Origin of the sequence: Parasegetibacter sp. NRK P23 (genome assembly GCF_023721715.1) — a bacterium.
Lineage (GTDB): Bacteria > Bacteroidota > Bacteroidia > Chitinophagales > Chitinophagaceae > Parasegetibacter.
On sequence record NZ_JAMDLG010000001.1, the window covers coordinates 658220 to 681885 of the forward strand.

Genomic DNA, 23666 nt, shown 5'->3' on the forward strand with positions numbered 1-23666 from the left:
CGTTTTTGGTTAATACCCGGGGTTCTGGGTGATTTCAATTTCATTGTTGGTATCCAGTTCCCGTTGCGGGATCGGAAGAAAAGGCCGGACAACGAGGTTTTCTTTCAACTGTTCCAGCGTAAGCGCGGGACGGAATCTTTTGTAATGTTCATCGTATTCCGCTTCATAATATATACCCATCGCTTCTTCAAATTTCCCCATGCGTTGCAGGTCAAAGTAACGGTGGTTCTCGAATGCAAGTTCCAGTCTTCTTTCGTGCAACAGGCGATCCGTAAAATTCTCTTCTGTAATGGCTTCCGCTCCGGTAGCGGGATACAGGTAGAATGCAGCGGAGAAGTTGCCCGTTCCGGGGTATTCGCCTGCCCCGGCCCGTTGCCTAATACGGTTGATGGCATTTACAGACGCTGTACTGAAACCTTCCGCTTCCGCTTGCATCAGCAATACATCTGAAAACCGGATCACGGGAAAATCATTTTCGGCATCGTCTTTTATCATCACGGGAGAAATGAATTTCCGGCAGTAAGAAAGTGTATTGTACCGCGCGATGTTTGTCGCCTTTCTTGCATCGGCGAAGCCTGTATTCGGAACGATGTACCTTGATTCAAGGTGCAGTGTGGGATAATTCAATCCGGATCCGTTCCCGTTCACGATGGCGCTTCCACTATTCAATGCGGCGAAGGAATTGGCCATAAAGTTACCCAATCCCAGTCCGCCCGATTTAAACCGGATGGCGAACAGAATTTCACGGTTCATTTCATTGCTGATGGAAAATACATCGGCATAACTGGTGAGCAGGTCGTGGCCGCTTCTTGCGATGATATCATTCAGCAGCGGGAGCGCATCGGCTTTACGGTTATTGGTAAGGTAGACTTTAGCGAGCAATGCTTTAGCGGCCCAGATGGTGGCGCGTCCTCTGTCGGCTTCGGGCTGTTGTGAAAAGTTCCGGTCGGTAAGCCATTGCTGCGCCGCTTCCAGATCGGCCATCACCAGCGTGTAACATTCCTGTACGGAGGAGCGGTTGATCTGTTTCAACTGAAGCGGATCGGTTGGATCGGTGAGCAGAAAAACACCATTGAACAAACGCGCCAGGTTGAAGTAGTGGTACGCGCGTATGAACAGCGCTTCGCCCGCCAGTTCTTTTCTCCTGGCCTCCTCCATCACCGCAGTGGGTTCTTTTCCAAATACCGTTTTCCCATTCGCATAAGTAACGCCGAGACTCCTCAACACGTAGTTCGCGCTGCGAATATTTTTATAGGTACTGAACCAGTAATCGTACACTTTGGTGTGGGATGAGTTCTGCAGGAAAGTATTCAGGTCGTTCAGTTCAATATTGGGTACGGAAGTACTTCCGGGACTTCCCTGTTTGGACACATCGGATCGCAGTTCAGTGAGCATCCATTCCGTACGGAGCGGTTGCTGCAAACCGTTGTAGCATCCTGTAAGCGCCACCTGAACTTCTTCATAGTTGCGGTAGAAGTTCTCGACGGATACATTCGACTCAGGTTTCAGGTCGATGATCTTTGAGCAGGAAGCCATTGTTCCGGCCAGGAGAACGATTGTATAGAGATTTGATAATTTCATGATTTCCGTTTTTCCGTGCTTAGAAATTAATGTCGATTCCCATTGTTACTGTTCTCCCGATAGGGAAGCCACCGCGCTGGTAGCCGTCTATTAACGGAGAAGCGTATGTGCCGGAAGTGGTGCGGGCTTCAGGGTTAACGCCGCGGTAATTTTTGCTCATGATGAAGAACAGGTTTTCGCCGGAAGCATAAAGTCTTACGCCATTGATACCCATTTTTTTCGCGTAACGCGGCGACACGGAATACCCCAGGATCACACTTCTTAAAGCGGCGTAAGAACCGTCTTCAATGATGTAGTCGGTGAGCATCCAATCGGCACCGTCTGCGGCATACGGGGTTTTTCCATCACCCGGATTGGCCGCACTCACCCAACGGTTTTCGCTGTTGTAGTTTTTATTGTACCATTTCGATTCGTTGTAATAAGCGTCTCCGTTTACAATATCCGCGCCCTGCACGCCTTGTATCACGAAAGTAAGGTCGAGCCCTTTGTACTTCAGTACATTGGTCATTCCCCAGGTGAAATCGGGAAAAGGTTTCCCGATAACGGTGCGGTCGTTTTCATCGATGCGGTTATCGCTGTTGATGTCTTTGAACTTCAATCCACCGGCCACGAAATACTTTGACAATGCGCTTTCCAATCCTTTGGCCTGTGCCTCCTGAATTTCCTGGTCTGAGGTCCATACACCATCGGTCTTGTATCCGAAGAACTGTACGGCAGGCCCGCCGGTGAACGCGGCGTATATCTCATTTCTTTCGCCGTAATTGAATTGATAGGCTTCCCCGCCCAGGTCCAGCAAGTTGTTCCTGTTGCCCGCGGCGTTGAACGAAGTGGTCCATTCAAAGTTTTTGTTCCTGATGTTGGTGGTCATCAGTTCGAGTTCCAACCCCTGATTACGCACTTTGCCGATGTTGTTCCAGAACTGGTTGGATCCGGAGAACGACATGGCTGCCTGTTTGAAGAGCAGGCGATCGGTTACGCCGTTGTAATATTCCAGGCTCATGGTGAACCGGTTGTTGAGGATGCCCAGGTCGATACCAGCGTTAAACTGGTAAGTCCTTTCCCAGGTAAGCACATTGGGGAGCACATCATTATTCGCGGCCAGGCCATTGTTGAGTGAGCCGGTTCCGCCGCCGAAGGAATAATTGGCCATGTTCAGCAGTTCCAGGTACGAAAAGGGCTCGATGCTGTTGTTGCCCGTAGCGCCGTAACTGGTCCGGAGTTTCAGGTTGCTGAGCCAGTCCGTTTTTGCGAGAAAGGGTTCATTGTTGATGCGCCATCCCGCGGAAACCGCCGGGAACCAGCCATATTTCTGTCCTTCTGGGAAATAGCCGCTTCCATCGGTACGGATGCTGGCGGAGAAAAGGTATTTTCCTTTAAAATCGTAGGTGGCTCTTCCGAGGTAGGACAGCAAACCGATGGGATTCTTTAACGTGTAAGTATTGGCGAGATTGATGGATGAAGCCTGGTTCAGGGTTTTGATGTCATCGGTGGGCAAATTGAGTCCTTCGATCTGCGCGGTGGTGGTGTTTGTTCTTTGTGCCGTGAAACCCAGTAACGCGGAGAAATTATGGTCGCCCGCGCGTTTGCTGTAATTGAGTGTATTCTCCCAAAGCAGGTCTATCATGCGGCGGGTGTAATGTTCCCCTCTGTTCACCTGTCCATCGGTGCGGGAATTCTTCATGGCGAAATATTCAGACTCTATATAGTTGAAATACACGCTACCGGAGGTTTTCAACACTAACCCCTTAGCGAGATCGACACTGATGTCGCCGCCGGTTTGCAAACGGTAGTTCCAACTGGTATTCGATTCACGGTCCGCAATAGACTTCGGGGTATTATTGCTGGAAGAAAAAGGGTTCACTTTTCCGGAAGTAATGGAGGGATCGAGGTTACTGTCCCAGAGTGTGCCGTCCGGCATAAAGCCGAGATACGCCAGATTGGCGAAATGCCGTGGCTGCGCCCAGTCGCCAGGCCTGATACCCGCCCATTGGGCGTTCTGGTTCACGAATGCGGCGGTGGCAGGGGTATGAAAAACAGGGAGTCCGGAATAGAACCGGTAGTAATCGGTAAAGTTGGTAGCGGGCCTTGTGGTCCTTGAATAGGATGGGTTGAAATTGACCGCGAACCTGGTCTTTTTCCCGAGGTTCCCATCGATCTTGGTTCTGAAGTTAATACGGTTGAAGGCGTTGTGATCCATAATACCGTCGTCCTGCTGGTAGTTCCCCGAAACATAGTACCTGATTTCCTTTCCGCCTGAAACACCCAGTTGCACGTTGTAAATACCGGCGGGCCTTAAAGCTTCTTCCTGCCAGTTGGTGGCCTCGCCATTCAGCAGTGTTCTTTCTGCGAGATAGCGGGCTTTTTCCTGGGGTGTAACCAGGTTTTTACGGTTGGCCGGAACAGTGGGATCATTCTCGCGGAGCGCGGCTTCCCGGTACAGTTTTTCGGTGTACTCACCGGTGGTCATGATGGGATGAAGTTTGTAAGCGTCCTTTATACCATAGTAAGCTTTCAAAGTATATTTCGGCTTATTCGATTTCCCGCTTTTTGTAGTGATCAGGATAACGCCGTTTGCACCGCGAGAACCATAGATCGCAGAGGATGCGGCATCCTTCAATACTTCCACGGATTCCACATCGAAGGGGTTCACCATGGCGAGCCCGTCCACCATCGGGTGCCCATCTACCACCACAAGCGGATCGGCATTAGCGGAGATGGAACTGAGTCCGCGCACCCTTACGCGTGGCGATACGCCGGTTTCGGAGCTGAGGTTCTGCACCGTTACGCCGGCCATTTTCCCGATCAGCATCCTGTCTAAGCTGGAGGCGGGAATCTCATCCAGGTTGTCATTCTTTAATTTGGTGATGGCGCCGGTGAGGTGTGATTTCTTCTGATCGCCGTACCCGATCACCACCACATCATCGAGTTGTGCGGCATCGGCTTCGAGGGCGATCGCGATTTTATCTTTCCCCTGTAATTCAATGATCCGGGCTTTGTAGCCCACAAGGGAAACCATAAGGCGGGCGGAATTCAGCGCCGGCACGGCAAGAGAAAATTCTCCCTTCTCATTGGTGGAAGTGCCGGTTTGGGTTTTCGCGCCCAGCAGGCTGATGGAAACTGCAGCCAGCCCTTCACCCGTTTTGGCGTCGGTAACCGTGCCCTTTACCGTTTTCTGCGCCATGGCCTCCAGGTGGAACAAAAGGCACAGGAAAAGCAGTGGTTTAAACCTGTTCATAAAGCAAGCAGTTTTCGTTGAAGTATTAGCAAATCGTTACCCAAAATTGGTTGACCAATTATTTGGTTGACCAATTTACGACTAAAATCCAAACCGCAAAGTTTTTTTAGCCCATTTTAAAAAAAACGGGTTTCCCTGCAATGAAACGGTTATGGCGGGAGTCAATACCCTCAACCGACCATGCACCAGACCGAACTTGTCAAAAACTGCATCAGGAATAACCGGAACGCGCAGGAAACACTTTACCGGCAATACGCGCCCACGATGCTGGGGGTGTGTTACAGGTATACTAAAAGTCTGGACGACGCAGAAGACATTCTCCAGGAAGGATTCATCAAAGTGTTCTCCCACCTGGACAAATACAAGGGGGATGGGGAACTGGGTGCGTGGATCAACCGTATCATGATCAATACCGCATTAAGTTACCTGCGGCGGCACAACAGGTACCGGAGCCAGATGCAGTTCAATGAAACAATATTGCATCCTCTAACCAATGAAACGGCCAACGCCAAACTGGATACCGAGGCGCTGATAGAACTGATCAGGAAACTACCTACAGGTTACCAGACGGTTTTCAACCTTGTAGCCATGGAAGGATACAATCATATAGAAGTAGCAAAAATGCTGAGCATTAATGAGAATACCTGCCGCAGCCATTACAGCAGGGCCAGGGCGCAACTCGTAAAATGGATCAACGCGGAGCAACCGGCAGCAGCAAAACCCATTGCGGGCAATAAATTTTAATACCATGCGGGAAGATTTTGAAAAACAGGTTCAACAACAGGGTGCCGGATACCGGATCGCGCCCCGTGAAGATGTGTGGAACAGGATTTCCGCCGAACTGGACCAAAAAAAGAAACGCCGATTGGCCTGGTGGTGGTTCCCCGTCGGGCTGGCAGGAGCAGCTATCCCCATACTGTTGTTCACGGGAATCCTTTCCTCCGGAGAAAAAAAATCGCCATCATCGGCGACACGGCAGGAGCATTCCTCTTTTTCTACACCAGGTGCAGGTAACAGCCGTCAACAAAGAGAATCCGTTCACGCTACCGACGCAAGCGCTTCTAACAAACCTCCGGTCAGCATCGTGCAGGGAAGTACTCCCTTCAATAGGAAAACCGGTAGCAATCGTTTATCAGCCGCCGGTTCTTCCAACACTGTAATTAAAAAAGAAAAAACGGCGCATGGAGAAGATAATTCTTCCGCCCTGATCCTGCCGGATGAAGCAGAAAAAAACATTGCGCTGCTTCCGGAAGTTATCACTACCGCCCCCCCTGTTTTTCCGGCTATCGATCTGCTTCAGGAAAAAAAACCGGGCACCTTCGACATCCCCACAAACAGTACGGGCAGCATTGTGGTGAACGGGCAGCGGTTTACCCGACATAAAGGCTTCTGGCAAATTGAGGTAGCCTCAGGACTTTCGAATATGAAGGATGGCATTCCCTCTCTGTTACGCCCCTTTGCTTACCAGGATAGCTATTCCTACAACTCCCCTGTTCCCGGGAACGGCAGTGTAGGTTCACAGGTGCCTGGCGTTATTTATAGTCCGAGGGCGGGCGCCTCCTATTCCGCTTTTTTGAACCGTGTACAACCGTTGTCCGACCAATGGACACTCACAGCAGGACTCGGTTTCCAGCACCTGCGTTTCACGCAGTTCACCGGTTCCAGGAAAGATACCAGTTTCAATACCCAGTTCACGGGGTTCGAAAATAAATCCATCAACCATTTTTACAGGGCGGGCAACACGCAGGAACATTCAGGTTATTTCTCCCGAGTAGCCATCGCATCATCGATAGCGTACAAATTACCTGTGCTTCAGCAACGCATTTCACTAAAAGCAGGTGTACAGGCAGGATATAATGCCGGGGCGGTATTCCTTGTCCCAGACTATTCAACAGGCACATACCTTCCTCTTTCGTCCGCCAAAAAAACAATCAGCGCGTCCGTTTCAGGCGGGATCAGTTACCATACAAAACAGGCTTATCAATTTTCCCTGCAAAGCATATACGACATCACCCGGGCCTATTCACCCATCAGCAGCACATCGAATTACTGGCGGCAGTGGCAGTTCTCGGCAGCCATTCCCGTCTCTTTCAAAAAGTAGCTTCCATCTTAAAAAAGTATAGTCATGAAAAAACTTCTTCAACACTTATTCCTTAGTCTCAGCGTCCTTACCATTTTCAGCGGTTGCCTGAAGGACACTACTTACAAGACCTACACCTACCAGATCACAAGACCCGTTTTCCAGACCAAAGCGGAAGTAGTGGCCCAGATCGGAAATACCGCACCCGAAACCATTTCCGCCGCAGGAAAGATGTACCTGCTCGGGCACTACATCTTCCTCAACGAACTGGGCAAAGGCATTCACGTGATCAACAACCTGAACCCCGCCGCCCCCATCGTGGAATCCTTCATCCACATTCCCGGATGTGGTGATATGGCGGCTTACGGCAATACTTTGTACGCCGATTGTTACACAGACCTGATCGTGCTCAACATCGCGCAACCGAATGATGTAAAGTATGTAAAGACCATCCCCAACCTGTTCCCCGAACGTGTATATGTACTTGGTTACTACCAGGATTCCGGGCAAGTAATTACGGAATGGATCACCAAAGACACCACGGTAACAGAAAAGATCGAGAACGGCACCCGCAGGAACGAGATCATGTTTTTTGATGCTTCCTTCAACTTCTCCGCCGCATCAGGCATGGCCGCCAATAGTGCAGGCGTAAAAACCGCGCCACAACAGGGCGTGGGAGGCAGCATGGCGCGTTTCGCCATCCAGCGGGAACATCTTTATACCGTTTCAAATTCCACCCTAGAAGTACTGAACATTTCGCAACCGATGAACCCGGTCTGGAAAACAAAAACCTCGTTGGGATGGGGCATTGAAACGATTTACCCATTCAAAGACAAACTCTTCATCGGTGCCCAGAGCGGCATGCACATTTATTCCGTTGAAGACCCCGCCAACCCGGTAAAAGCAAGCACATTTGACCATGCACGCGTATGCGACCCCGTTATCGCCGACGATACTTACGCTTATGTAACGCTGCGCAACGGCACACAATGCCTGGGTTATGTGAACCAACTGGATGTGGTGAATGTGGAGAACATCTTCTCCCCCAAACTGGTAAAATCCTACCCGCTCACCAATCCACACGGACTCAGCAAGGCGGGCAACCATCTATTTGTTTGCGATGGCAGGGACGGGCTCCGGATACTGGATGCCAGTAACCCCTCAAATGTGACCATCAAATCAACCATCCCAATGCCCAAAACTTTCGATGTAATCTGCTTCAATAATGTAGCTATCGTTTCCGCAGAAGACGGGCTCTATCAATACGATTATTCAGACATCAACAATATTAAACTGCTGAGCAGGATCGGAATAAAATTCTAATCATCGTCAACTCACTTTATGAAAAAGATCACCGTTCCATTATTCCTGCTCCTTTCCGCTACCGTTTTTTCGCAGACAAAACAACAGAAAAAATGGGGTTACGAAGGCAGTTTAACACCAGGATACGCCATTGGGCAAACATCTGGCGGATACATTCTTCAAACCACGCATGGCATTCAGCGCCGGAACATCTTCATCGGTATCGCCACGGGCGTAGATGAATACCTCATGTTGCACGTCCCCTTTCTTCCTCATGTTGAATACAGGTTTGGCAACGCAAAGGAAGGGCCGCTACTGTATGCGCAAGGTGGGCCTTCCATTCCCGTTAAAACAAAAGAGTGGAACAACAAACTCTGGACCGAGCATAAGCAGTACGATCTCCACGGCGCCTGGATGGCGGAAGCCGGAATCGGTTACAGATGGAACCTTTCCGGCAAAAAGGCCTTCCTGCTCCAGGCGGGTTACAGTCAGAAAACCACGATGGCCACGGAGTATGTTCCGAATTTTATGTGGTGGATATCCAGTAGCATTCCGCCACCTTCAGCCACATCGCATACTACCCAACAAATGAAGTATGTATACAACCGCATTGTCTTAAAAGCCGGTATTAGTTTTTAAACATCTCCTTCTCATGTGCTTTCAACAGAGGGCGGGTCCGAAAAGTACGATCCGCCCTCTGTTGTTACCTTCCGACGGAAAACAACTTCCGTTTGTGCACGGGACTGAACTTTATATTGTGCCCGTAAATTTGTTTTATACCAATTTTAACACGATCGAAAAGAAACGTTAATTGCCTGTCCATGCCTTTTAACTGGCACCATTTTTTCACTTGAATAACACCCCACCCTTTTATTATTCAATCCTCAAAATGTGTGCATAGTATGAAAAAAGCGAATTTTCTTCGAAAAAACCTGCTATTGGCTTGTGGCGTAGTACTGTCCGGTGTTTTCTTCGCTTCGTGTCAGAAGAATAGTGAAGGCACAACAGTTCCTGTGTCAGGACTTATGGCATTCAACCTGGCTCCTGATGTGGCCAACGCCGGCATTACCTTATCGGGCAACAGTTTAACGCAGGCGCCCCTGGCTTACACCAATTTCACCGGTGGTTACCTCAGCGTTTATACCGGCAACAGGGAGGCGCAATCTTATGATTTCTCCCAGAACACCTCCCTGGCAACGAGCAGCAATCTATTTGAAGACGGCAAATTCTACTCTCTCTTCCTGGTTGGCGCCAATGACACCTACCGGAACATCATTGTCCGTGACAACTTCGACAGTCTATCCTCCACCTCCGGAAAAGCGTATATCCGGTACATCAACGCGATCCCCGACTCCTCGCAACCACAGGTTAGTGTAGTGGCCGGTGGCAATAATATCGCCGATGGTACCGCCCGTTTTGGAACGGTATCTGAATTCATGGCCGTAACACCAGGAAGCGTTGACATTTCAGTGAACAACGAAAGCAATATTAATCTCAACAGAACGATCACTGTGGAACAAAGCAAGGCTTACACCGTATTGCTCCTTGGATTACCGGGTGCAACGGATACCACGCAACAAACAAAGATCCGTTTCATAGAGAACGGACGATTGACCGAATAGCAGGTATTATTTTTTTTCTCAACCGTCGATTGTTCCCTGTGAACAACGGAAGGCCGGAGTGATCCGGCTTTTCGTTTAGTTAAATGCCATATCTCCGTTTCTCCGTATTTTGCCGCTGTACTTTGATTAAATGATATTTACGGCATGAGCACATCCACCATACAGGAGATCAAACAGGAACTCGGCAACCTTCCGCATGAGGAGGTGAAAGAACTCTGTTTGCGCCTGGCCCGCTTCAAAAAAGAGAACAAAGAATTACTTCACTACCTGCTTTTTGAAGCGCACGATGCAGACGCTTACATTCAGCTTGCGAAACAGGAAATGGAAGAAGGCTTCTCCGATATCCCCCTCACTCAGGTGTATTTTACCAAGAAGCGGCTCCGGAAGATCCTCAACCAGATGAACAAACGCATAAAATACACAGCATCCAAAGAAGCGGCGCTGGAACTCTCCCTGCATTTCTGCGCGCTGCTAACGGAACATCACATCCCATTCAAAAAATACCCCATCCTCAACAACATCCGTAACCAGCAACTCAAAAAGATCAACACTTTGCTGGCTTCGGTACATGAGGACCTTCAATACGATTACCGCCGAAAACTTGAATCGCTGCAATGAGTTATCCCCCTTCCACTTCCGCTGAAAAAATCGCTTATAAACATGCGCTGCTTTCCTTCTGCATGGAACAGCTACTGTTGCGGATTGATACCGCACGCCACAACATGAACGCCGCCCAACAGGCCGCGAACCAGGAAGAAAAGAGCTCTGCCGGAGATAAATATGAAACCTCACGTGCCATGAGCCATATTGACAAAGACATGCATGCGCGACAACTAGCCGCCCAACTACTGGAGTGGGCCAATCTCCAGGAAACAGACACTTCAATACTTTACAATACGCCAGCTAAAGGCGCAGTGATAGACTGTGGGGAAACCTCCATATTTATTGCCGCGGGCCTCGGCAAACAAGCATTCTCCGGAAGAACCATCTTGTTCGTATCCCCTAACGCACCGTTAGCGTTGCAACTCTATTCTAAAAAAGCGGGTGACCATTTTTTGTTGGGCAAGGACAAAAAAACAATTCACGCCATCTACTGATCCCTACACTTTACTTTCATCTTCTCCACAAAACTACAAGACGCATTTCATTTCTTCCCACCGTTTTTTCACCTACAAACACCTCACGCATAAAAAGCGAAGCAACCGTTCTTACGAACAAGTTGCTCCACTAAGCTAAACCCCTAACAAAAGACCTTGCCCTTATTACAATTTTAAAAATTCAACCCGCCTGTTCTGCGCTTTCCCCGCTTGTGTATCGTTTTTCTCCACCGGCTCCTTTTCCCCTTTTCCAGCGGTCTGCAAACGATCTTCCGACACTTTATATTCATTCACCAGCGCTTCTTTTACGGCCTCGGCCCTGCGTTCGCTGAGCTTCTGGTTGGCTTCATCGCTTCCATCAGAATCGGTATGGCCGATGATCTTCACTTTGAGTTCAGGATACTTGTTCAACACGCCCGCAATTTCAGCCAGCACACCCGACGATTCAGGCTTGATGGCCGCCTTATTGCTTTCAAACAAAATTCCGGTTGTACTGAACTTCCCTTCTTCCGCCAGTTTGTGCCGCGTATCCGGCAGTCCCCTGGCCATTTTAAAATTCCCTACATACACGTTTACCTGCTCATCGGCGTAGGCACTGCTTTCCAGTTGGAAGAAGAGTTGGTTGAAAATATTTTCCACCGGAATCGCTTTGGGAATATCGAACACTTTATCGCCATTCAACCAAACACGCATTCTCTCTTTTTGCGCCTTCATGGCCACATGGAGCGGCTTCCCGTAAAATTGTTCAATTGCGCCGTGCGCCTTGGCGGGTCCGTTAAAATACCGGTTCCGTTTATTGTAGCTCTGCATGCTTACCGTTGTTCTGCCATCTTTTGCGGGATTGATGGTCACATACAAAGTTTTGAGTCCGTAAGGTTCATTCAGGTAATCATTCGCTACCGCATCCTTTTCACCGCTTGCGAACAGCCCAAACTGCAGGTGCGGCGGCAACCATCCATTAAATTCATACTGCATCACCACATCAAATTCAAGGGTAAAATCCTCCCCCATTTCTTTTTTATTGTCTGTAAGTGTTACCGTACGCTGGGGCAGGCGGAGCCAGTTCCCTTCAATCCCTTCCAGCGTCACCAATACAGCGGAACCATTGCTGTTCCAGCCTACGGGCAGTTCGCCGATGGGCTGTCCGTTAAAATCCGCGAAATAAAAAACCGATTCCCCCGGCACGAAATCGTAGCGCGAGTACTGCTTCAGTTTTGTATCTTTTTTCTGTGCAGGCGCTTCATCGATATTGGAATCTTCCGTTGCATTGTCTGTAACGTTTTTTGTTTCATTCTTTTTTCCCTCAGCCTTATCCAGTCCTTTGTTCACCTCAGCTTCCGCTTTATTCAGCACCCTGTTTTCCACAGTTTGCTGCGCGCGTTGTTTTACTTTACCCAGTATGCCCTGCGAAAAACCGAAGGCGGGAAGCAGGATAAGGAGGAGAGAAAAATTCTTTTTCATGGCGTTTGCTTTACGGGTACAAAGTTGCTTCGGCACTGGATAGTAAACAACCGCATGAAGATGTGGAATACATGAAACAGGCTCCCATATATATGTGGTGGCACTTACCCCAAACATGTCCTGTTTCACCACCAAGGAAACGTTAATATGCACTTCCAGGGCAACTCCGGCACAACATTCCCCGTACATTGAGGTTAGATATACTTACAATTTTGTGTACAGAAAATCAGGTGAAAATGAAATGGATCGTTGGAGGAACCGCTATATGCGTTGCTTTGGCATTCAGCCAGTGCAAGAAAGCTGAAACTACCACGCAAGAGGTGGCGGCAGAAGAATGTGAGCCCGTTACTTTCAGCAGTATTCCGGGAGAAGCTTACATCGTGGTTTTGAATGAAGGCGATCCGCTGCTGAAGACCGATGCCGTTACCGCGCTTTCCAAACGATCGGGCTCGGTATTGGAAAGGTGCGCCATAGAACAGGAAAGACTTGGCGCGTTGTTTACCGGCGCGCAACCGGGTTTTCTGGCGAAACTGACTGCCGTGCAGGCCGATGCACTCCGGAAAGATGCCGAAGTACAACTGGTAGAAAGGGACAGGATCATTTCCCTGGCCACAGGTTGTTTTTCACTGGTAGCGCCTTCTACGGCACAATGGGGCGTGCGGCGCGTAGGCGTGGGAGATGGCACGGGGAAAAGAGTCTGGGTGATTGATACCGGCATAGACCTTGACCATCCTGACCTGCTGGTGAGCCAGACCCTGAGCGCCAGTTTCGTGAGCGGTGAATCTTCCGCCGATGATGGCAATGGTCATGGCACGCACGTAGCGGGTATTATTGGTGCGCTGAACAATACAACAGGCGTGCTGGGCGTGGCCTCCGGCGCAACACTCGTAGCGCTGAAAGCACTGGACGATGAAGGCGAAGGCAATACCGGCAACTTGGTCCGGGCGCTGAACTACATTGCGCAGAACGGCGCCGCGGGCGATGTCATCAACATGAGCCTGGGCAGTGATACGATTTCGAATGCGCTGGACAACGCCGTGCTTACGCTCGCCAACCGCGGATTCCTTTTTGCGGTAGCCGCCGGCAATGATGGCGTGGCCGCGAATAAATCTTCTCCCGCAAGGGTTAATCATGCCAATGTGTATACCGTTACTGCAATAGATAGTTTGGGCAGGTTCGCGTCCTTCTCCAATTTCGGAAATGATGTGGTCGATTTCGCGGCACCTGGTGTGAATATAGTATCGACTTACTCCAGGGGGCGCTACGCCCGGCTCAGCGGCACTTCCATGGCAGCGCCACACCTGGCGGGCATTCTTGCGCTGCGCGGAAGCGTGGGCAGTTCCGGTACTGCCACCAACGATCCGGATGGAACACCCGATCCCATCGCGAAGTATTGAGCTGATTTGACCTATTTTTGGGCATGGATCTTTTGAACGTACAGCATATTGGCCTGAAAGATGAACGCGGATTTGAATTGAAAGACATCAGTTTCTCTCAACCGGCTTTCTCCAGGCTGGCCATCGCGGGAGAAACGGGATCGGGTAAAACGACCTTACTGAAGATCATCGGCGGACTGATTGAACACGATACCGGCACCGTATTTTTTGAAGGGAAAAAAATCATTGGCCCGCAGGACCAGTTGATACCCGGTCATCCAGGCATCAAATTCCTCTCTCAACACTTTGAATTACCGAATAATCTCCGGGTGGAACAGGTGCTCGAATATGCCAATCAACTGGAAGAACAGGACCTGGAGCGGATTTGCGCCATCTGCAGGATTTCCCATTTATTGAAAAGAAGAACGAACCAGCTTTCGGGCGGGGAAAAACAACGGATCGCGATTGCACGTCTGCTGTTAACGGCTCCAAAATTATTGCTGCTGGACGAGCCATTTTCGAACGCGGATATGTCGCATAAGAAGATGATTAAAGCGGTATTACAGGATATCAGCGAAGCGTTGCACATTACCTGCACGATGGTATCGCATGACCCGATGGACTCCCTTTCCTGGGCCGATCAGGTTTTGGTATTGCAACAGGGCGCGCTGGTGCAGAAAGGAAGTCCCAAAGAAATTTACGACCACCCCGTAAACGAATATGTGGCGGGACTTTTCGGGAAATACACGCTTCTTTCGGAGGAAACTGCCGCACTGCTCTCCCCAAGGAAAAGACGGCGCATTGTACGGCCGGAAGACGTAACAATGAACGGCAAAAAAGGCGTTCCGGCAGTGATACGGAAAACTTGGTACTTCGGTTCTCATTATGAACTGGAAGCCGAAGTAAATGGGGAAACGATCCTCATCCGGGATGAAAAAGGGGACAAAACACCGGGATCAACCGTGTTTTTACGGCTGCGTTCCCGGTAAAAAGCGGGTGTGTACGCTTTCTTTTCAGGGATATAAGTAGTACTTTTCGGCAGATTCCAATATCCAACTACATGAAAAGAACTATACCCCTTTTCCTCGCGCTTGTTATTACCGTATGCTCCAATGCGCAGCCCTTAAAGGACACCGCAGCGCTGGTGCAGCAGAAAGAAAACATCATTACCGCTTCCACCATTGTAAAAGTGGAAAACCTCGGTATCAACATCAATTCGGATCTTCCGGAACTCCGGCCCACCATTTCAGCAGACGGAAACCTGCTTTTCTTCATCTGCGAGAACCATCCCGCCAATACGAAGTTCCGCTCCATCCCCAATTCGCAGGACATCTGGTACGCGATCCGCGACAGCAACGGCACCTGGCAGGAGGCGCGGCACCTGAAGGACCCCATCAACACTACTTTTTACAATGCTGTGTATTGGATATCCCCGGATAATAACCGCATACTCATCCGTGGCGCATTTGTGGATGGAGGTTTCCGTGGAAAAGGCGTAAGCATGAGCTACCGCACTGTGTCCGGGAAATGGAGCCCACCCAATATGCTTGCCATCAAAAACTACCAGAAATACGACCGTGGCAACCAGTCCGGCGCCAGCATGGCAGCCGACGGGCAAACACTGCTGTTCTACATGACACCTGAAGAAAATGGCTTCAACAACGACCTTTATGTTTGTTTTCTGCAAGCCAACGGCTCCTGGAGCGAACCCAAATCACTGGGCAAAAAGATCAACCTGCCCGAACACGATGAGATGACCCCTTACCTAGCGCCCGACGGAGAAACACTGTATTTCAGCAGCAACCGGCCGGGTGGTCTGGGCGACAATGATATCTGGATGACCAAACGCCTCGATAAATCCTGGCAGAAATGGAGTGACCCGGTTAACCTGGGCAGCCCGATCAATACCCCAGATTGGGACGCTTTTTTCACCATGGACGCGGGCGGCGAATACGCCTACCTCACCACCAAACAAAACACATACGGCGAAAGCGATATAGTACGGGTCAAATTATTGGAAAAAGAGAAACCAGCGCCCGTGGTACTGGTTAGCGGCAATGTGTACAACCAGAAAACCAAAGAGCCGCTGAGCGCTTCATTGGTATATGAAACACTTCCCGATGGAGAACAGGCCGGCAACGGCATTTCCGCACCCAACGACGGATCCTTCAAAATCGTATTGCCTTACAACAAAAACTACAGCATCCGCGCCACCGCCGATCATTTCTTCGCTGTTTCAGAAAACCTTAACCTTGATTCACTCGTAAAAGCAGGGTACAAAGAAATTCATAAAGACCTGTACCTCGTGCCCATTGAAATAGGCCAGGTGGTAAGGCTGAACAATGTATTCTTCGATTTCGACAAATATAACCTGCGTCCTGAATCTTTCGTGGAACTAGACAGAGTGGTGAAACTCCTGAAAGAAAACCCCGCCATCGAAATAGAAATGAGTGCGCATACAGATAGCCGTGGCTCCGACGACTACAACTTCACCCTTAGTGACAACAGGGCCCGTTCGGTGAGGGAATACATCCTGAGCAAAGGTATTGCCGCCGCACGCATTACGTCAAAAGGTTACGGCGAAACCATGCCGGTAGTACCAAATGACACGGATGAAAACCGGCAGCTGAACAGGCGGGTGGAATTCAAGATACTTAAGAATTAAAATGCCCCGCTGAAAACAACGGGGCCGAAGAGAAAACTTGCTTCTTTATCTTACAAAAAACGAACTGGTTGATGCGCCACAAAACTAACCGTCATCTCCATCGTATGCAATACCACTTTGTGGTAAAATAAAAGACCCCGCTCTTTCGAACGGGGCGCTACAACCAACACTTAACTATAGAAAAAATTCAGGGTTTCGGAGTTTGCCGCAGCAGTGGCGGCTTGCGCCACTGCTATAGGATCGGCAGGTTTGAACGGTCAGGGTTTCACAGGATAGGGAGGGCACGGATCAGGGTTCGGGTTTTCACGGTTTGGATTTCAGGATCAGGTTTTCAGGACCTGGATGTGGTTTTCATAGTTTGGATCATTGGTTTTCCAGGATTCGGATTTTAGTTTTTTCTAGGTTTGGACATTTGGACATTTACTGCTATTGGACGATTGCAGTACAAAGATGCGCCGCTTCCGCAACCGGGAAAAGAAATAAAGCCCGGTTAACCACCGGTTAACCCACCGTTAAGTGTTTCACTTAGCAATCGGTAATCGGATGCAGGGAGGAACACGTACATCTACGAATAAAACCGCGTACTAGTACGGATTTTCCGGGTTTCGAACATCAATTTCCCGATATCGACAACCAGTATCCGCATGAACCATCTACATTTGTTACTTCATTACAGTTACAACTGCCACCCTCAAACGCAGTTGGTTTTGGTTGACGCCCTGGTGTTCCCGCCGGGGCTTCTTTTTTAAATCATTCTCTGCATCTTCCCTGCTGGCATAATTTTTAACTGCCTTACCTAACGGGTAAAAATGCTTACCTTATGGAACCTTCAATTCCATACCCTCCTTCATCACTACTAAAAATTTCAACATGAACTGGCATACTTTACCTGTGGAGGAAGTACTGAAACAAACGGACGGTAGCATACAGGGACTGAGCACGGAGCTGGCGAAAAAAAAACTGCAGGAGCACGGAAAGAACGAACTGCAATCAAAAACGAAAACTTCTCCCCTGAAACTTTTCCTTCGACAGTTCGCGGACGTAATGATCGTGGTGCTGCTGGCGGCAGCATTGATCTCTTTCTTCATTGGAGAAGCGGCAGACACGATCGTGATCGTATTCATTGTGGTGCTGAACGCGGTGATTGGTTTCATCCAGGAATACCGCGCGGGAAAAGCGATGGAGGCGCTGCAGCAAATGGCGGCCCCAAGTTCGAAAGTACTCCGGAACGGATCCACAACGGAAATCCCTTCATCGGAACTTGTACCCGGCGATATTGTCTTACTGGAAGCCGGCAACATGATTCCCGCCGATATGCGGCTGCTGGAAGCTGAAAGTATCAAAATAAACGAGGCCAGTCTTACAGGAGAATCAAACACGGTTGACAAACAAACTGAACCCCTTTCAGAAAAAGAACTACCACTCGGCGACCGCTCCAATATAACCTTTAAAGGCACCCTGCTCACCAACGGCCGCGGCAAAGGCATTGTAGTGGCCACCGGGATGCAAACCGAACTGGGTAAGATCGCGGGGATGCTCGACAGCGCGCAGAGTGAAACGCCGCTCCAATTGCGGCTGAACCGCTTCAGCAAAAAGCTCACCTTCATTGTAATCGGCTTATGCGCCGCACTGTTTTTTGTAGGATACCTGCGTGGCGAACCATTCAACAGGATGCTGCTCACCGCTATTTCACTGGCCGTAGCCGCCATTCCTGAAGCGCTCCCCGCGGTCATCACCGTATCGCTTGCGCTTGGCGCCAGGCGTCTGGCCAAACAGGAAGCGCTTATCCGGAAGCTGTACGCCGTGGAAACATTGGGATCGGTCACTTATATCTGTACCGATAAAACGGGAACGCTCACCCGAAATGAAATGAAGGTGGAGAAAGTATGGCATACGCCGGAAAGTTCGGAAGCATTGCTATTGCAGGCGATGAGCCTGAACCATGATGTGATGGAGAAAGATGGAAAACCTTCAGGCGAAGCCACAGAACTGGCCCTGGTAGCTTACGCCGGAGAGCAGGAACAACTGGAAAGGGTGAAAGAAATCCCCTTTGATTCCAACCGAAAAGCGATGACCACCATTCATAAGATTCCAACAGGTTATCTCGTTATCACGAAGGGCGCCTCGGAATACCTGGCTTCTATCTCCAACCATACCGCACAACAAGAGATCAAAACACAGGAAGAAGCTTTCGCCAGTGAAGGCATGCGGGTAATCGCTTATGCCACGAAGGAACTGAAAGAACTCCCCGCTGAAATCACCCCTGAAAACATTGAAAAAGAACTGAACTTCACCGGCATTGCCGGATTAATGGACCCGCCGCGGGAAGAAGCAAAGCAGGCCATCCGGGAATGCAAACAAGCCGGAATCGTGCCGGTGATGATTACTGGTGACCATCCGCTTACCGCCGCCGCCATCGCCCGGGAACTGGGCATCGTTGAAACCGAAGCCGATAAAATTGTTACCGGAAGAGAACTGGAACAATATTCCGAAGAGAAAGTAAAGGAAGAAGTGGAACAGATTAAAGTGTATGCAAGGGTTTCTCCTGAACAGAAATTCAATATCGTAACCGCATTACAGGAAAACAACCAATTCGTATCCATGACCGGCGACGGCGTGAACGACGCGCCGGCGCTGAAACAGGCGAATATCGGCGTGGCCATGGGCATCACCGGAACCGATGTTACCAAAGAAGCGGCGCACATGATCCTGCTGAACGACAACTTCGCGACCATCGTGAAAGCCGTGAAAGAAGGGCGGCGCATCTATGATAATATCCGCAAGTTCATCAAATACATTCTCACCGGGAATACGGCTGAAATATGGAGTATTTTCCTGGCTCCTTTGCTTGGTCTGCCCATACCGTTATTGCCCGTGCACATTCTATGGGTGAACCTCGTAACTGATGGGTTGCCGGCCATAGCGCTTGCCGCGGAAGCACCCGAAAAACATATTATGGACCGTCCGCCACGGGATCCGGACGAGAACATCTTCGCGCAGGGGCTTGGTGTGCATGTGTTGTGGGTGGGTATTTTCATTGGGCTCATTACCATTGGCGCACAATGGTACGCATTAGAGCATCAACTGCATTGGCAAACGATCGCGTTCAGTGTGTTGTGTTTTTGTCAGTTGTGGCACGTGATGGCCATTCGCAGTGAGACGCGCTCGGTGTTTAAGTTGGGATTGATGGGGAATATTCCTTTGCTGCTTTCTGTGGCGGGAACTTTGTTGCTGCAACTGGGGGTAATCTATATTCCGTTTCTGAACACGTTTTTTCATACGGAGCCGCTTACGTTGAATGAGTTGTTGTTTACGTTGGGGGTTTCGGGGTTGGTGATGGTGGCGGTTGAAATGGAAAAGGTGGTGAGGAGGAGGTGAGTTTTTCACGCGGAAAGCCTGGTGTTTTTTTCACGCAATTGCTTTGCGCTTCGCGCTGCGCAGCGCAAGGAGGCTAGGACGCAAGGCCTTGGTGAAATAATTGCTCGCAACGGCGCAACGCGTTGTTTGTGTTTGGGGTGGTTTCAGTTTGTAGATGTGTATTTTTTTGGCAACGGCGCACTGCTTCCTGCTTCGTTCCTCACTGCCTCGCAGGCGCAACGCATAAATTATTGGCGAACTTCCTGGGTTGATGGGAAATCCAAAATTCTTATCCCTATTGGCTTTTCCGGGAGCAGGTATTCAGGCCAAGTATGGTATAGAGTGGGCAGAAACCTACGAGAGAAGTGAGAAGAAAAACGCCAGCGACAACCAATAATACGATACCTAAAGTGCCGGAAATAGTGCCGGAAAAATAAAGAATGGCGACCGCAATGGCTGCCAGTACACGGATGGCTCTGTCGGTGGAGCCCATATTTTTTTTCATAGTTTTACTTTTTGGGAAGAGGAAAGTTAGCGGAGAAAGAAAGCCATGCGCGTGATTTTTATCACGTTGCGGGTTGTTCAAAATCATTTTCTTTTCACGCCTGATTCATTAAAATGCTAAAACCGGTTTATGGAACAAAATGGCAATAACATAAAAGCACAATTTCCTCAGTTTGAAACGACCCTGTTGGAGGAACTGGAGGAGAAGGCGGAACTGAAGTCGTTTGAAGCGGGGGAATGGTTGTTGAGGAAGGGGCAGAATATCCGCTCCACGATGCTCATCATCAGCGGACTGGTGAAAGTATTCCGGCAGGATGAAGAAGGGAACGAGTATTTCATGTATTACCTGGAGCCGGGCCAGGCCTGTGCCTTGTCGATGATCTGCGCGGCGAAACAGGAGACCAGCCAGATTATGGCGAAAACGGTGCAGCCTACGGAAGTGGTCAGGATACCGTTGGATAATATGGACGCATGGATGGCGAAATATAAGTCGTGGTACTATTTTGTATTGGAGACCTACAGGGCGCGGTTCGAGGAATTGCTTTCCACCGTGGACCATATCGCGTTCCGGAATATGGACGAACGACTGGTGTTTTACCTGAGGAAATACCAGGAGACTACGCATTCTAATAATATTCATCTTTCTTTTACTGAGATGGCGCAGGAGTTAAATTCTTCAAGGGAGGTGATTTCACGGTTGATGAAAAAACTTGCTGATAAAGGGTTGGTGCGGTTGCATAAAAGTTATGTGGAGATTGTGGATTTGGGTAGGGCGTTGGGTTAAGTTGGGGGGATGTTTTTGGGGCGAGGGGTTGATTGTTGGAGTGCGGATGTTTTTTTTGGGGGGAGCTTGATTTGGGGAGTGGGGATGTTTTTTGGGTGAGTGGTTGATTGTTGGAGTGGGGATGTTTTTGGGGCGAGGGGTTGGTTGGGTGGTAGTCGTGGGGAGATCACTTCACTGCGTTCGTGATCTTGGTCACGAAGGAAGCGGGGGCTGAAGCGGAGATTTGCATGCAAAACACATCGTATGGAAATCGCAGGCTATCTGGCTTCATTGGTAATAGGCGTTTCGCTGGGACTGATTGGTGGCGGAGGTTCCATTCTTACCGTTCCGGTGCTGGTCTATCTTTTTAATGTAGAGCCGGTAGTGGCAACGGCTTATTCTTTGTTCATCGTGGGTGCTACCAGTCTGGTGGGCAGTTTTCCGAAATATAAATTGGGAGAGGTTAACCTGAAAACGGCGCTGATTTTTGGCATTCCTTCTATTGCTGCGGTATATGCTACACGCGCTTTCATTGTTCCATCTATTCCGGCTGAGTTATTTTCCATTGGCTCATTGGCGGTTACCAAATCGCTGATGATGATGCTATTGTTTGCGGCATTGATGGTATTCGCTTCCGTTTCCATGATCCGCAACAAAGCGAGCAACGATCCCGTTGCAACGCAACCTCAGCAATTCAATTACCCGCTGATACTTTTGGAAGGCGCCGTGGTGGGCACACTTACAGGGCTCGTTGGCGCTGGCGGCGGGTTTCTGATTATTCCCGCATTGGTGCTGCTTAGCAAGCTGCCCATGAAACAGGCCATTGGCACATCATTACTTATCATCGCAGCCAAATCATTGATCGGATTCACAGGTGATCTCGGGAAAGGAAGCATGAACTGGTCTTTACTCGCCACTGTTACCGTGCTCGCGGTGTTGGGCATATTCCTGGGGAACCGACTAAGCAAAAAAATAGAAGCTGGTAAACTCAAAAAAGGATTCGGCTGGTTCGTACTGGTGATGGGCATTTACATTATTGTGAAAGAACTATTCTTCGCCACAACAGTATCCGGGCATTAACATTATTCAACGTTCAGTGGGTTATGAAGCATCCATTTCTTTTACTAACAGCAATACTTCTGCTCCATACTACGAAGGCACAGGAACACACTACGGATACTGCCGGACTGATCCATGCCTTCAGGAAAGGAAGCATTCACGGGCATTTCAGACAGTTCTTCATGGGCACAGATAACAGGCACGGGCTTTCAGATTATCATGCCAATGCCGTAGGCGGCGGTATCAAATACGAAACGGCCGCTTTCAAAGGATTCAAACTTGGCGTAAGCGGATTCTTCATCTATAATATTTTCTCCTCCGATCTCGGCAAGGCCGATCCCGCAACGAATGCACACAACAGATACGAGATCGGTTTGTTTGATATGGAAGACCCCTACAACAAAAAGAACATCGACCGGCTCGAAGAACTTTATCTTGCTTATCAATTCAAAAAGAACACCATCACCTTCGGCAAACAGGTCATCAAAACCCCGTTCATCAATCCGCAAGACAGCCGAATGCGCCCCACGGAAGTGGAAGGACTTTTTGCGCAACTGCATCCTGCTTCTTCTATAAAAATCGAAAGCGGGTTATTGTACAATATTTCCCCACGCAGCACAACCGAGTGGTACCCGGCATCGCATACGATTGGCATATATCCTCAGGGCATCAACCGGAACGGCACAAGAGGCGACTACAAAAATAAACTGCACTCGAAAGGTGTTTTCCTCACGGGGCTTCATTTTCAACCCGATACGGAAACACATGTTCAGGCCTGGGAATATGTGGCGGAAAACATCTTCCATACAACCATGCTTCAGGCGGAGAAAAAATTCCCGTTCCCCAAGGGCCGCTGGCTAGCCGCAGTACAATACATCCGGCAGGATGCGCTTCATGATGGCGGTAATCCAAACCCAGATCTTACCTACTTCGATCCATCGAATAAGGTGAATATTTTCGGCGCAAGAACAGGTTGGGAACGGGAGCATACACAATTCACGCTTAATTATACGCGGATTACCGGTTCCGGAAGGTTTACTTTTCCGCGCGAATGGGGCACAGAGCCCTTGTTCACGTATCTCTCCAGGGAAAGAAATGAAGGGTATGGGAATGTGCATGCGGTTTCCGTACTGGTGAAAAAAGAGTTGCCACGGCAGCGCCTGAAAACTGAATTGGGTTATGGACATTATTACCTTCCTCCGGCGGATGATTTTAGTTTGAACAAATATGGGCTACCCGCTTACAATCACCTTAAATTATGGGCGGATTATGGGTTTCAGGGTAGCTTGAGCGGGATGGATATTGGATTATTGTATGTGCATAAGGGGTTATTGAAAGAAGAGGTGGCGGAGAAATACCTGATTAATAAAACTGCACTATCGCATTATAGTTTGATATTGAATTATCATTTTTAAACTGAAAACCATGAGCACTTTACGATCGATAAAACGGGTGGATTTATGGAACCGGGTTATTCGGTTTGGGCTGGGCGGATTTTTTATGGGTACGGGGGTGTTGTTTTGGGGAGAGGGTGGTTGGTCGGCTGTGTTGTTCGGAGCAGTAT

18 protein-coding genes are annotated in these 23666 nt (G+C 49.3%); 14 read left to right on the forward strand and 4 right to left on the reverse strand.

Going from position 1 to position 23666, the window contains the following annotated elements:
- Window positions 1-9: 9 nt before the first annotated feature.
- Together M4J38_RS02615 and M4J38_RS02620 are read right to left on the reverse strand one after the other, a co-directional pair.
- A complete protein-coding gene (locus tag M4J38_RS02615) occupies window positions 10-1581 on the reverse strand; it encodes a RagB/SusD family nutrient uptake outer membrane protein (RefSeq protein WP_251757969.1) in 1572 nt (523 codons plus the stop codon).
- A gap of 19 nt (window positions 1582-1600) precedes the next feature.
- Window positions 1601-4816, reverse strand: coding sequence for a TonB-dependent receptor (locus M4J38_RS02620; protein WP_251757970.1), 3216 nt, complete (start codon window positions 4814-4816; stop codon window positions 1601-1603).
- A 180-nt stretch (window positions 4817-4996) separates the two neighbouring features.
- On the opposite strand from M4J38_RS02620, the gene M4J38_RS02625 reads away from it, so the two are divergent.
- From M4J38_RS02625 to M4J38_RS02655, 7 genes are all read left to right on the forward strand, one after another.
- On the forward strand, window positions 4997-5560 hold the full coding sequence (locus M4J38_RS02625; RefSeq protein ID WP_251757971.1) for an RNA polymerase sigma factor: 564 nt from the start codon (window positions 4997-4999) through the stop codon (window positions 5558-5560).
- A gap of 4 nt (window positions 5561-5564) precedes the next feature.
- Window positions 5565-6917 (forward strand): hypothetical protein, encoded by a 1353-nt coding sequence (locus tag M4J38_RS02630; protein WP_251757972.1) that lies wholly within the window; start codon window positions 5565-5567, stop codon window positions 6915-6917.
- 24 nt (window positions 6918-6941) lie between these two features.
- Window positions 6942-8219 (forward strand): LVIVD repeat-containing protein, encoded by a 1278-nt coding sequence (locus M4J38_RS02635; RefSeq protein WP_251757973.1) that lies wholly within the window; start codon window positions 6942-6944, stop codon window positions 8217-8219.
- Window positions 8220-8237: 18 nt separating this feature from the next.
- Window positions 8238-8837, forward strand: a complete 600-nt coding sequence (locus tag M4J38_RS02640) for a hypothetical protein (protein ID WP_251757974.1) — start codon at window positions 8238-8240, stop codon at window positions 8835-8837.
- A 263-nt stretch (window positions 8838-9100) separates the two neighbouring features.
- Window positions 9101-9820 carry a DUF4397 domain-containing protein gene (locus M4J38_RS02645; protein WP_251757975.1) on the forward strand — a complete coding sequence of 240 codons (720 nt, stop codon included), beginning with the start codon at window positions 9101-9103 and terminating at the stop codon, window positions 9818-9820.
- Between the two features lie 144 nt (window positions 9821-9964).
- A complete protein-coding gene (locus M4J38_RS02650) occupies window positions 9965-10438 on the forward strand; it encodes a hypothetical protein (protein WP_251757976.1) in 474 nt (157 codons plus the stop codon).
- Window positions 10435-10917, forward strand: a complete 483-nt coding sequence (locus tag M4J38_RS02655) for a hypothetical protein (RefSeq protein ID WP_251757977.1) — start codon at window positions 10435-10437, stop codon at window positions 10915-10917. Before M4J38_RS02650 ends, M4J38_RS02655 begins: the two co-directional genes overlap by 4 nt.
- 165 nt (window positions 10918-11082) lie before the next feature.
- Here M4J38_RS02655 and M4J38_RS02660 read toward each other — a convergent pair whose 3' ends face one another.
- Window positions 11083-12378 carry an OmpA family protein gene (locus M4J38_RS02660; RefSeq protein WP_251757978.1) on the reverse strand — a complete coding sequence of 432 codons (1296 nt, stop codon included), beginning with the start codon at window positions 12376-12378 and terminating at the stop codon, window positions 11083-11085.
- Window positions 12379-12614: 236 nt separating this feature from the next.
- Here M4J38_RS02660 and M4J38_RS02665 point away from each other — a divergent pair, with 236 nt between their 5' ends.
- From M4J38_RS02665 to M4J38_RS02680, 4 genes are all read left to right on the forward strand, one after another.
- Entirely contained in the window at window positions 12615-13775 is a 1161-nt protein-coding gene (locus M4J38_RS02665; RefSeq protein WP_251757979.1) for a S8 family serine peptidase, read from the forward strand.
- A gap of 23 nt (window positions 13776-13798) precedes the next feature.
- Window positions 13799-14743 (forward strand): ATP-binding cassette domain-containing protein, encoded by a 945-nt coding sequence (locus tag M4J38_RS02670; RefSeq protein WP_251757980.1) that lies wholly within the window; start codon window positions 13799-13801, stop codon window positions 14741-14743.
- 71 nt (window positions 14744-14814) lie between these two features.
- Entirely contained in the window at window positions 14815-16419 is a 1605-nt protein-coding gene (locus M4J38_RS02675; protein ID WP_251757981.1) for an OmpA family protein, read from the forward strand.
- Window positions 16420-17289: 870 nt separating this feature from the next.
- Entirely contained in the window at window positions 17290-19797 is a 2508-nt protein-coding gene (locus M4J38_RS02680; RefSeq protein WP_251757982.1) for a cation-translocating P-type ATPase, read from the forward strand.
- Between the two features lie 274 nt (window positions 19798-20071).
- Here the strand turns inward: M4J38_RS02680 and M4J38_RS02685 are convergent, their stop codons facing one another.
- Complete coding sequence (locus M4J38_RS02685; protein ID WP_251757983.1) at window positions 20072-20281, reverse strand: DUF2892 domain-containing protein; 210 nt, start codon at window positions 20279-20281, stop codon at window positions 20072-20074.
- A 129-nt stretch (window positions 20282-20410) separates the two neighbouring features.
- Between M4J38_RS02685 and M4J38_RS02690 the strand changes: the two genes are divergently transcribed.
- The 3 genes from M4J38_RS02690 (at window position 20411) to M4J38_RS02700 (ending at window position 23517) form a co-directional block, all read left to right on the forward strand.
- The gene (locus tag M4J38_RS02690; RefSeq protein WP_251757984.1) at window positions 20411-21064 is read left to right on the forward strand and encodes a Crp/Fnr family transcriptional regulator; all 654 of its coding nucleotides are present in this window, start codon (window positions 20411-20413) and stop codon (window positions 21062-21064) included.
- A 243-nt stretch (window positions 21065-21307) separates the two neighbouring features.
- Entirely contained in the window at window positions 21308-22123 is an 816-nt protein-coding gene (locus tag M4J38_RS02695) for a sulfite exporter TauE/SafE family protein (protein ID WP_251757985.1), read from the forward strand.
- A gap of 23 nt (window positions 22124-22146) precedes the next feature.
- Window positions 22147-23517, forward strand: coding sequence for an OprD family outer membrane porin (locus tag M4J38_RS02700; RefSeq protein ID WP_251757986.1), 1371 nt, complete (start codon window positions 22147-22149; stop codon window positions 23515-23517).
- Window positions 23518-23666: the final 149 nt, after the last annotated feature.

What these genes read in the sequence shown, in the direction of transcription:
- M4J38_RS02630 (WP_251757972.1), top strand. Translation starts at nt 5,565, where the DNA reads ATGCGGGAAGATTTTGAAAAACAGGTTCAACAACAGGGTGCCGGATAC.
- M4J38_RS02635 (WP_251757973.1), top strand. Translation starts at nt 6,942, where the DNA reads ATGAAAAAACTTCTTCAACACTTATTCCTTAGTCTCAGCGTCCTTACC.
- M4J38_RS02625 (WP_251757971.1), top strand. Translation starts at nt 4,997, where the DNA reads ATGCACCAGACCGAACTTGTCAAAAACTGCATCAGGAATAACCGGAAC.
- M4J38_RS02680 (WP_251757982.1), top strand. Translation starts at nt 17,290, where the DNA reads ATGAACTGGCATACTTTACCTGTGGAGGAAGTACTGAAACAAACGGAC.
- M4J38_RS02655 (WP_251757977.1), top strand. Translation starts at nt 10,435, where the DNA reads ATGAGTTATCCCCCTTCCACTTCCGCTGAAAAAATCGCTTATAAACAT.
- M4J38_RS02670 (WP_251757980.1), top strand. Translation starts at nt 13,799, where the DNA reads ATGGATCTTTTGAACGTACAGCATATTGGCCTGAAAGATGAACGCGGA.
- M4J38_RS02660 (WP_251757978.1), bottom strand. Translation starts at nt 12,378, where the DNA reads ATGAAAAAGAATTTTTCTCTCCTCCTTATCCTGCTTCCCGCCTTCGGT.
- M4J38_RS02620 (WP_251757970.1), bottom strand. Translation starts at nt 4,816, where the DNA reads ATGAACAGGTTTAAACCACTGCTTTTCCTGTGCCTTTTGTTCCACCTG.
- M4J38_RS02665 (WP_251757979.1), top strand. Translation starts at nt 12,615, where the DNA reads ATGAAATGGATCGTTGGAGGAACCGCTATATGCGTTGCTTTGGCATTC.
- M4J38_RS02685 (WP_251757983.1), bottom strand. Translation starts at nt 20,281, where the DNA reads ATGAAAAAAAATATGGGCTCCACCGACAGAGCCATCCGTGTACTGGCA.
- M4J38_RS02700 (WP_251757986.1), top strand. Translation starts at nt 22,147, where the DNA reads ATGAAGCATCCATTTCTTTTACTAACAGCAATACTTCTGCTCCATACT.
- M4J38_RS02615 (WP_251757969.1), bottom strand. Translation starts at nt 1,581, where the DNA reads ATGAAATTATCAAATCTCTATACAATCGTTCTCCTGGCCGGAACAATG.
- M4J38_RS02690 (WP_251757984.1), top strand. Translation starts at nt 20,411, where the DNA reads ATGGAACAAAATGGCAATAACATAAAAGCACAATTTCCTCAGTTTGAA.
- M4J38_RS02675 (WP_251757981.1), top strand. Translation starts at nt 14,815, where the DNA reads ATGAAAAGAACTATACCCCTTTTCCTCGCGCTTGTTATTACCGTATGC.
- M4J38_RS02650 (WP_251757976.1), top strand. Translation starts at nt 9,965, where the DNA reads ATGAGCACATCCACCATACAGGAGATCAAACAGGAACTCGGCAACCTT.
- M4J38_RS02645 (WP_251757975.1), top strand. Translation starts at nt 9,101, where the DNA reads ATGAAAAAAGCGAATTTTCTTCGAAAAAACCTGCTATTGGCTTGTGGC.
- M4J38_RS02695 (WP_251757985.1), top strand. Translation starts at nt 21,308, where the DNA reads ATGGAAATCGCAGGCTATCTGGCTTCATTGGTAATAGGCGTTTCGCTG.
- M4J38_RS02640 (WP_251757974.1), top strand. Translation starts at nt 8,238, where the DNA reads ATGAAAAAGATCACCGTTCCATTATTCCTGCTCCTTTCCGCTACCGTT.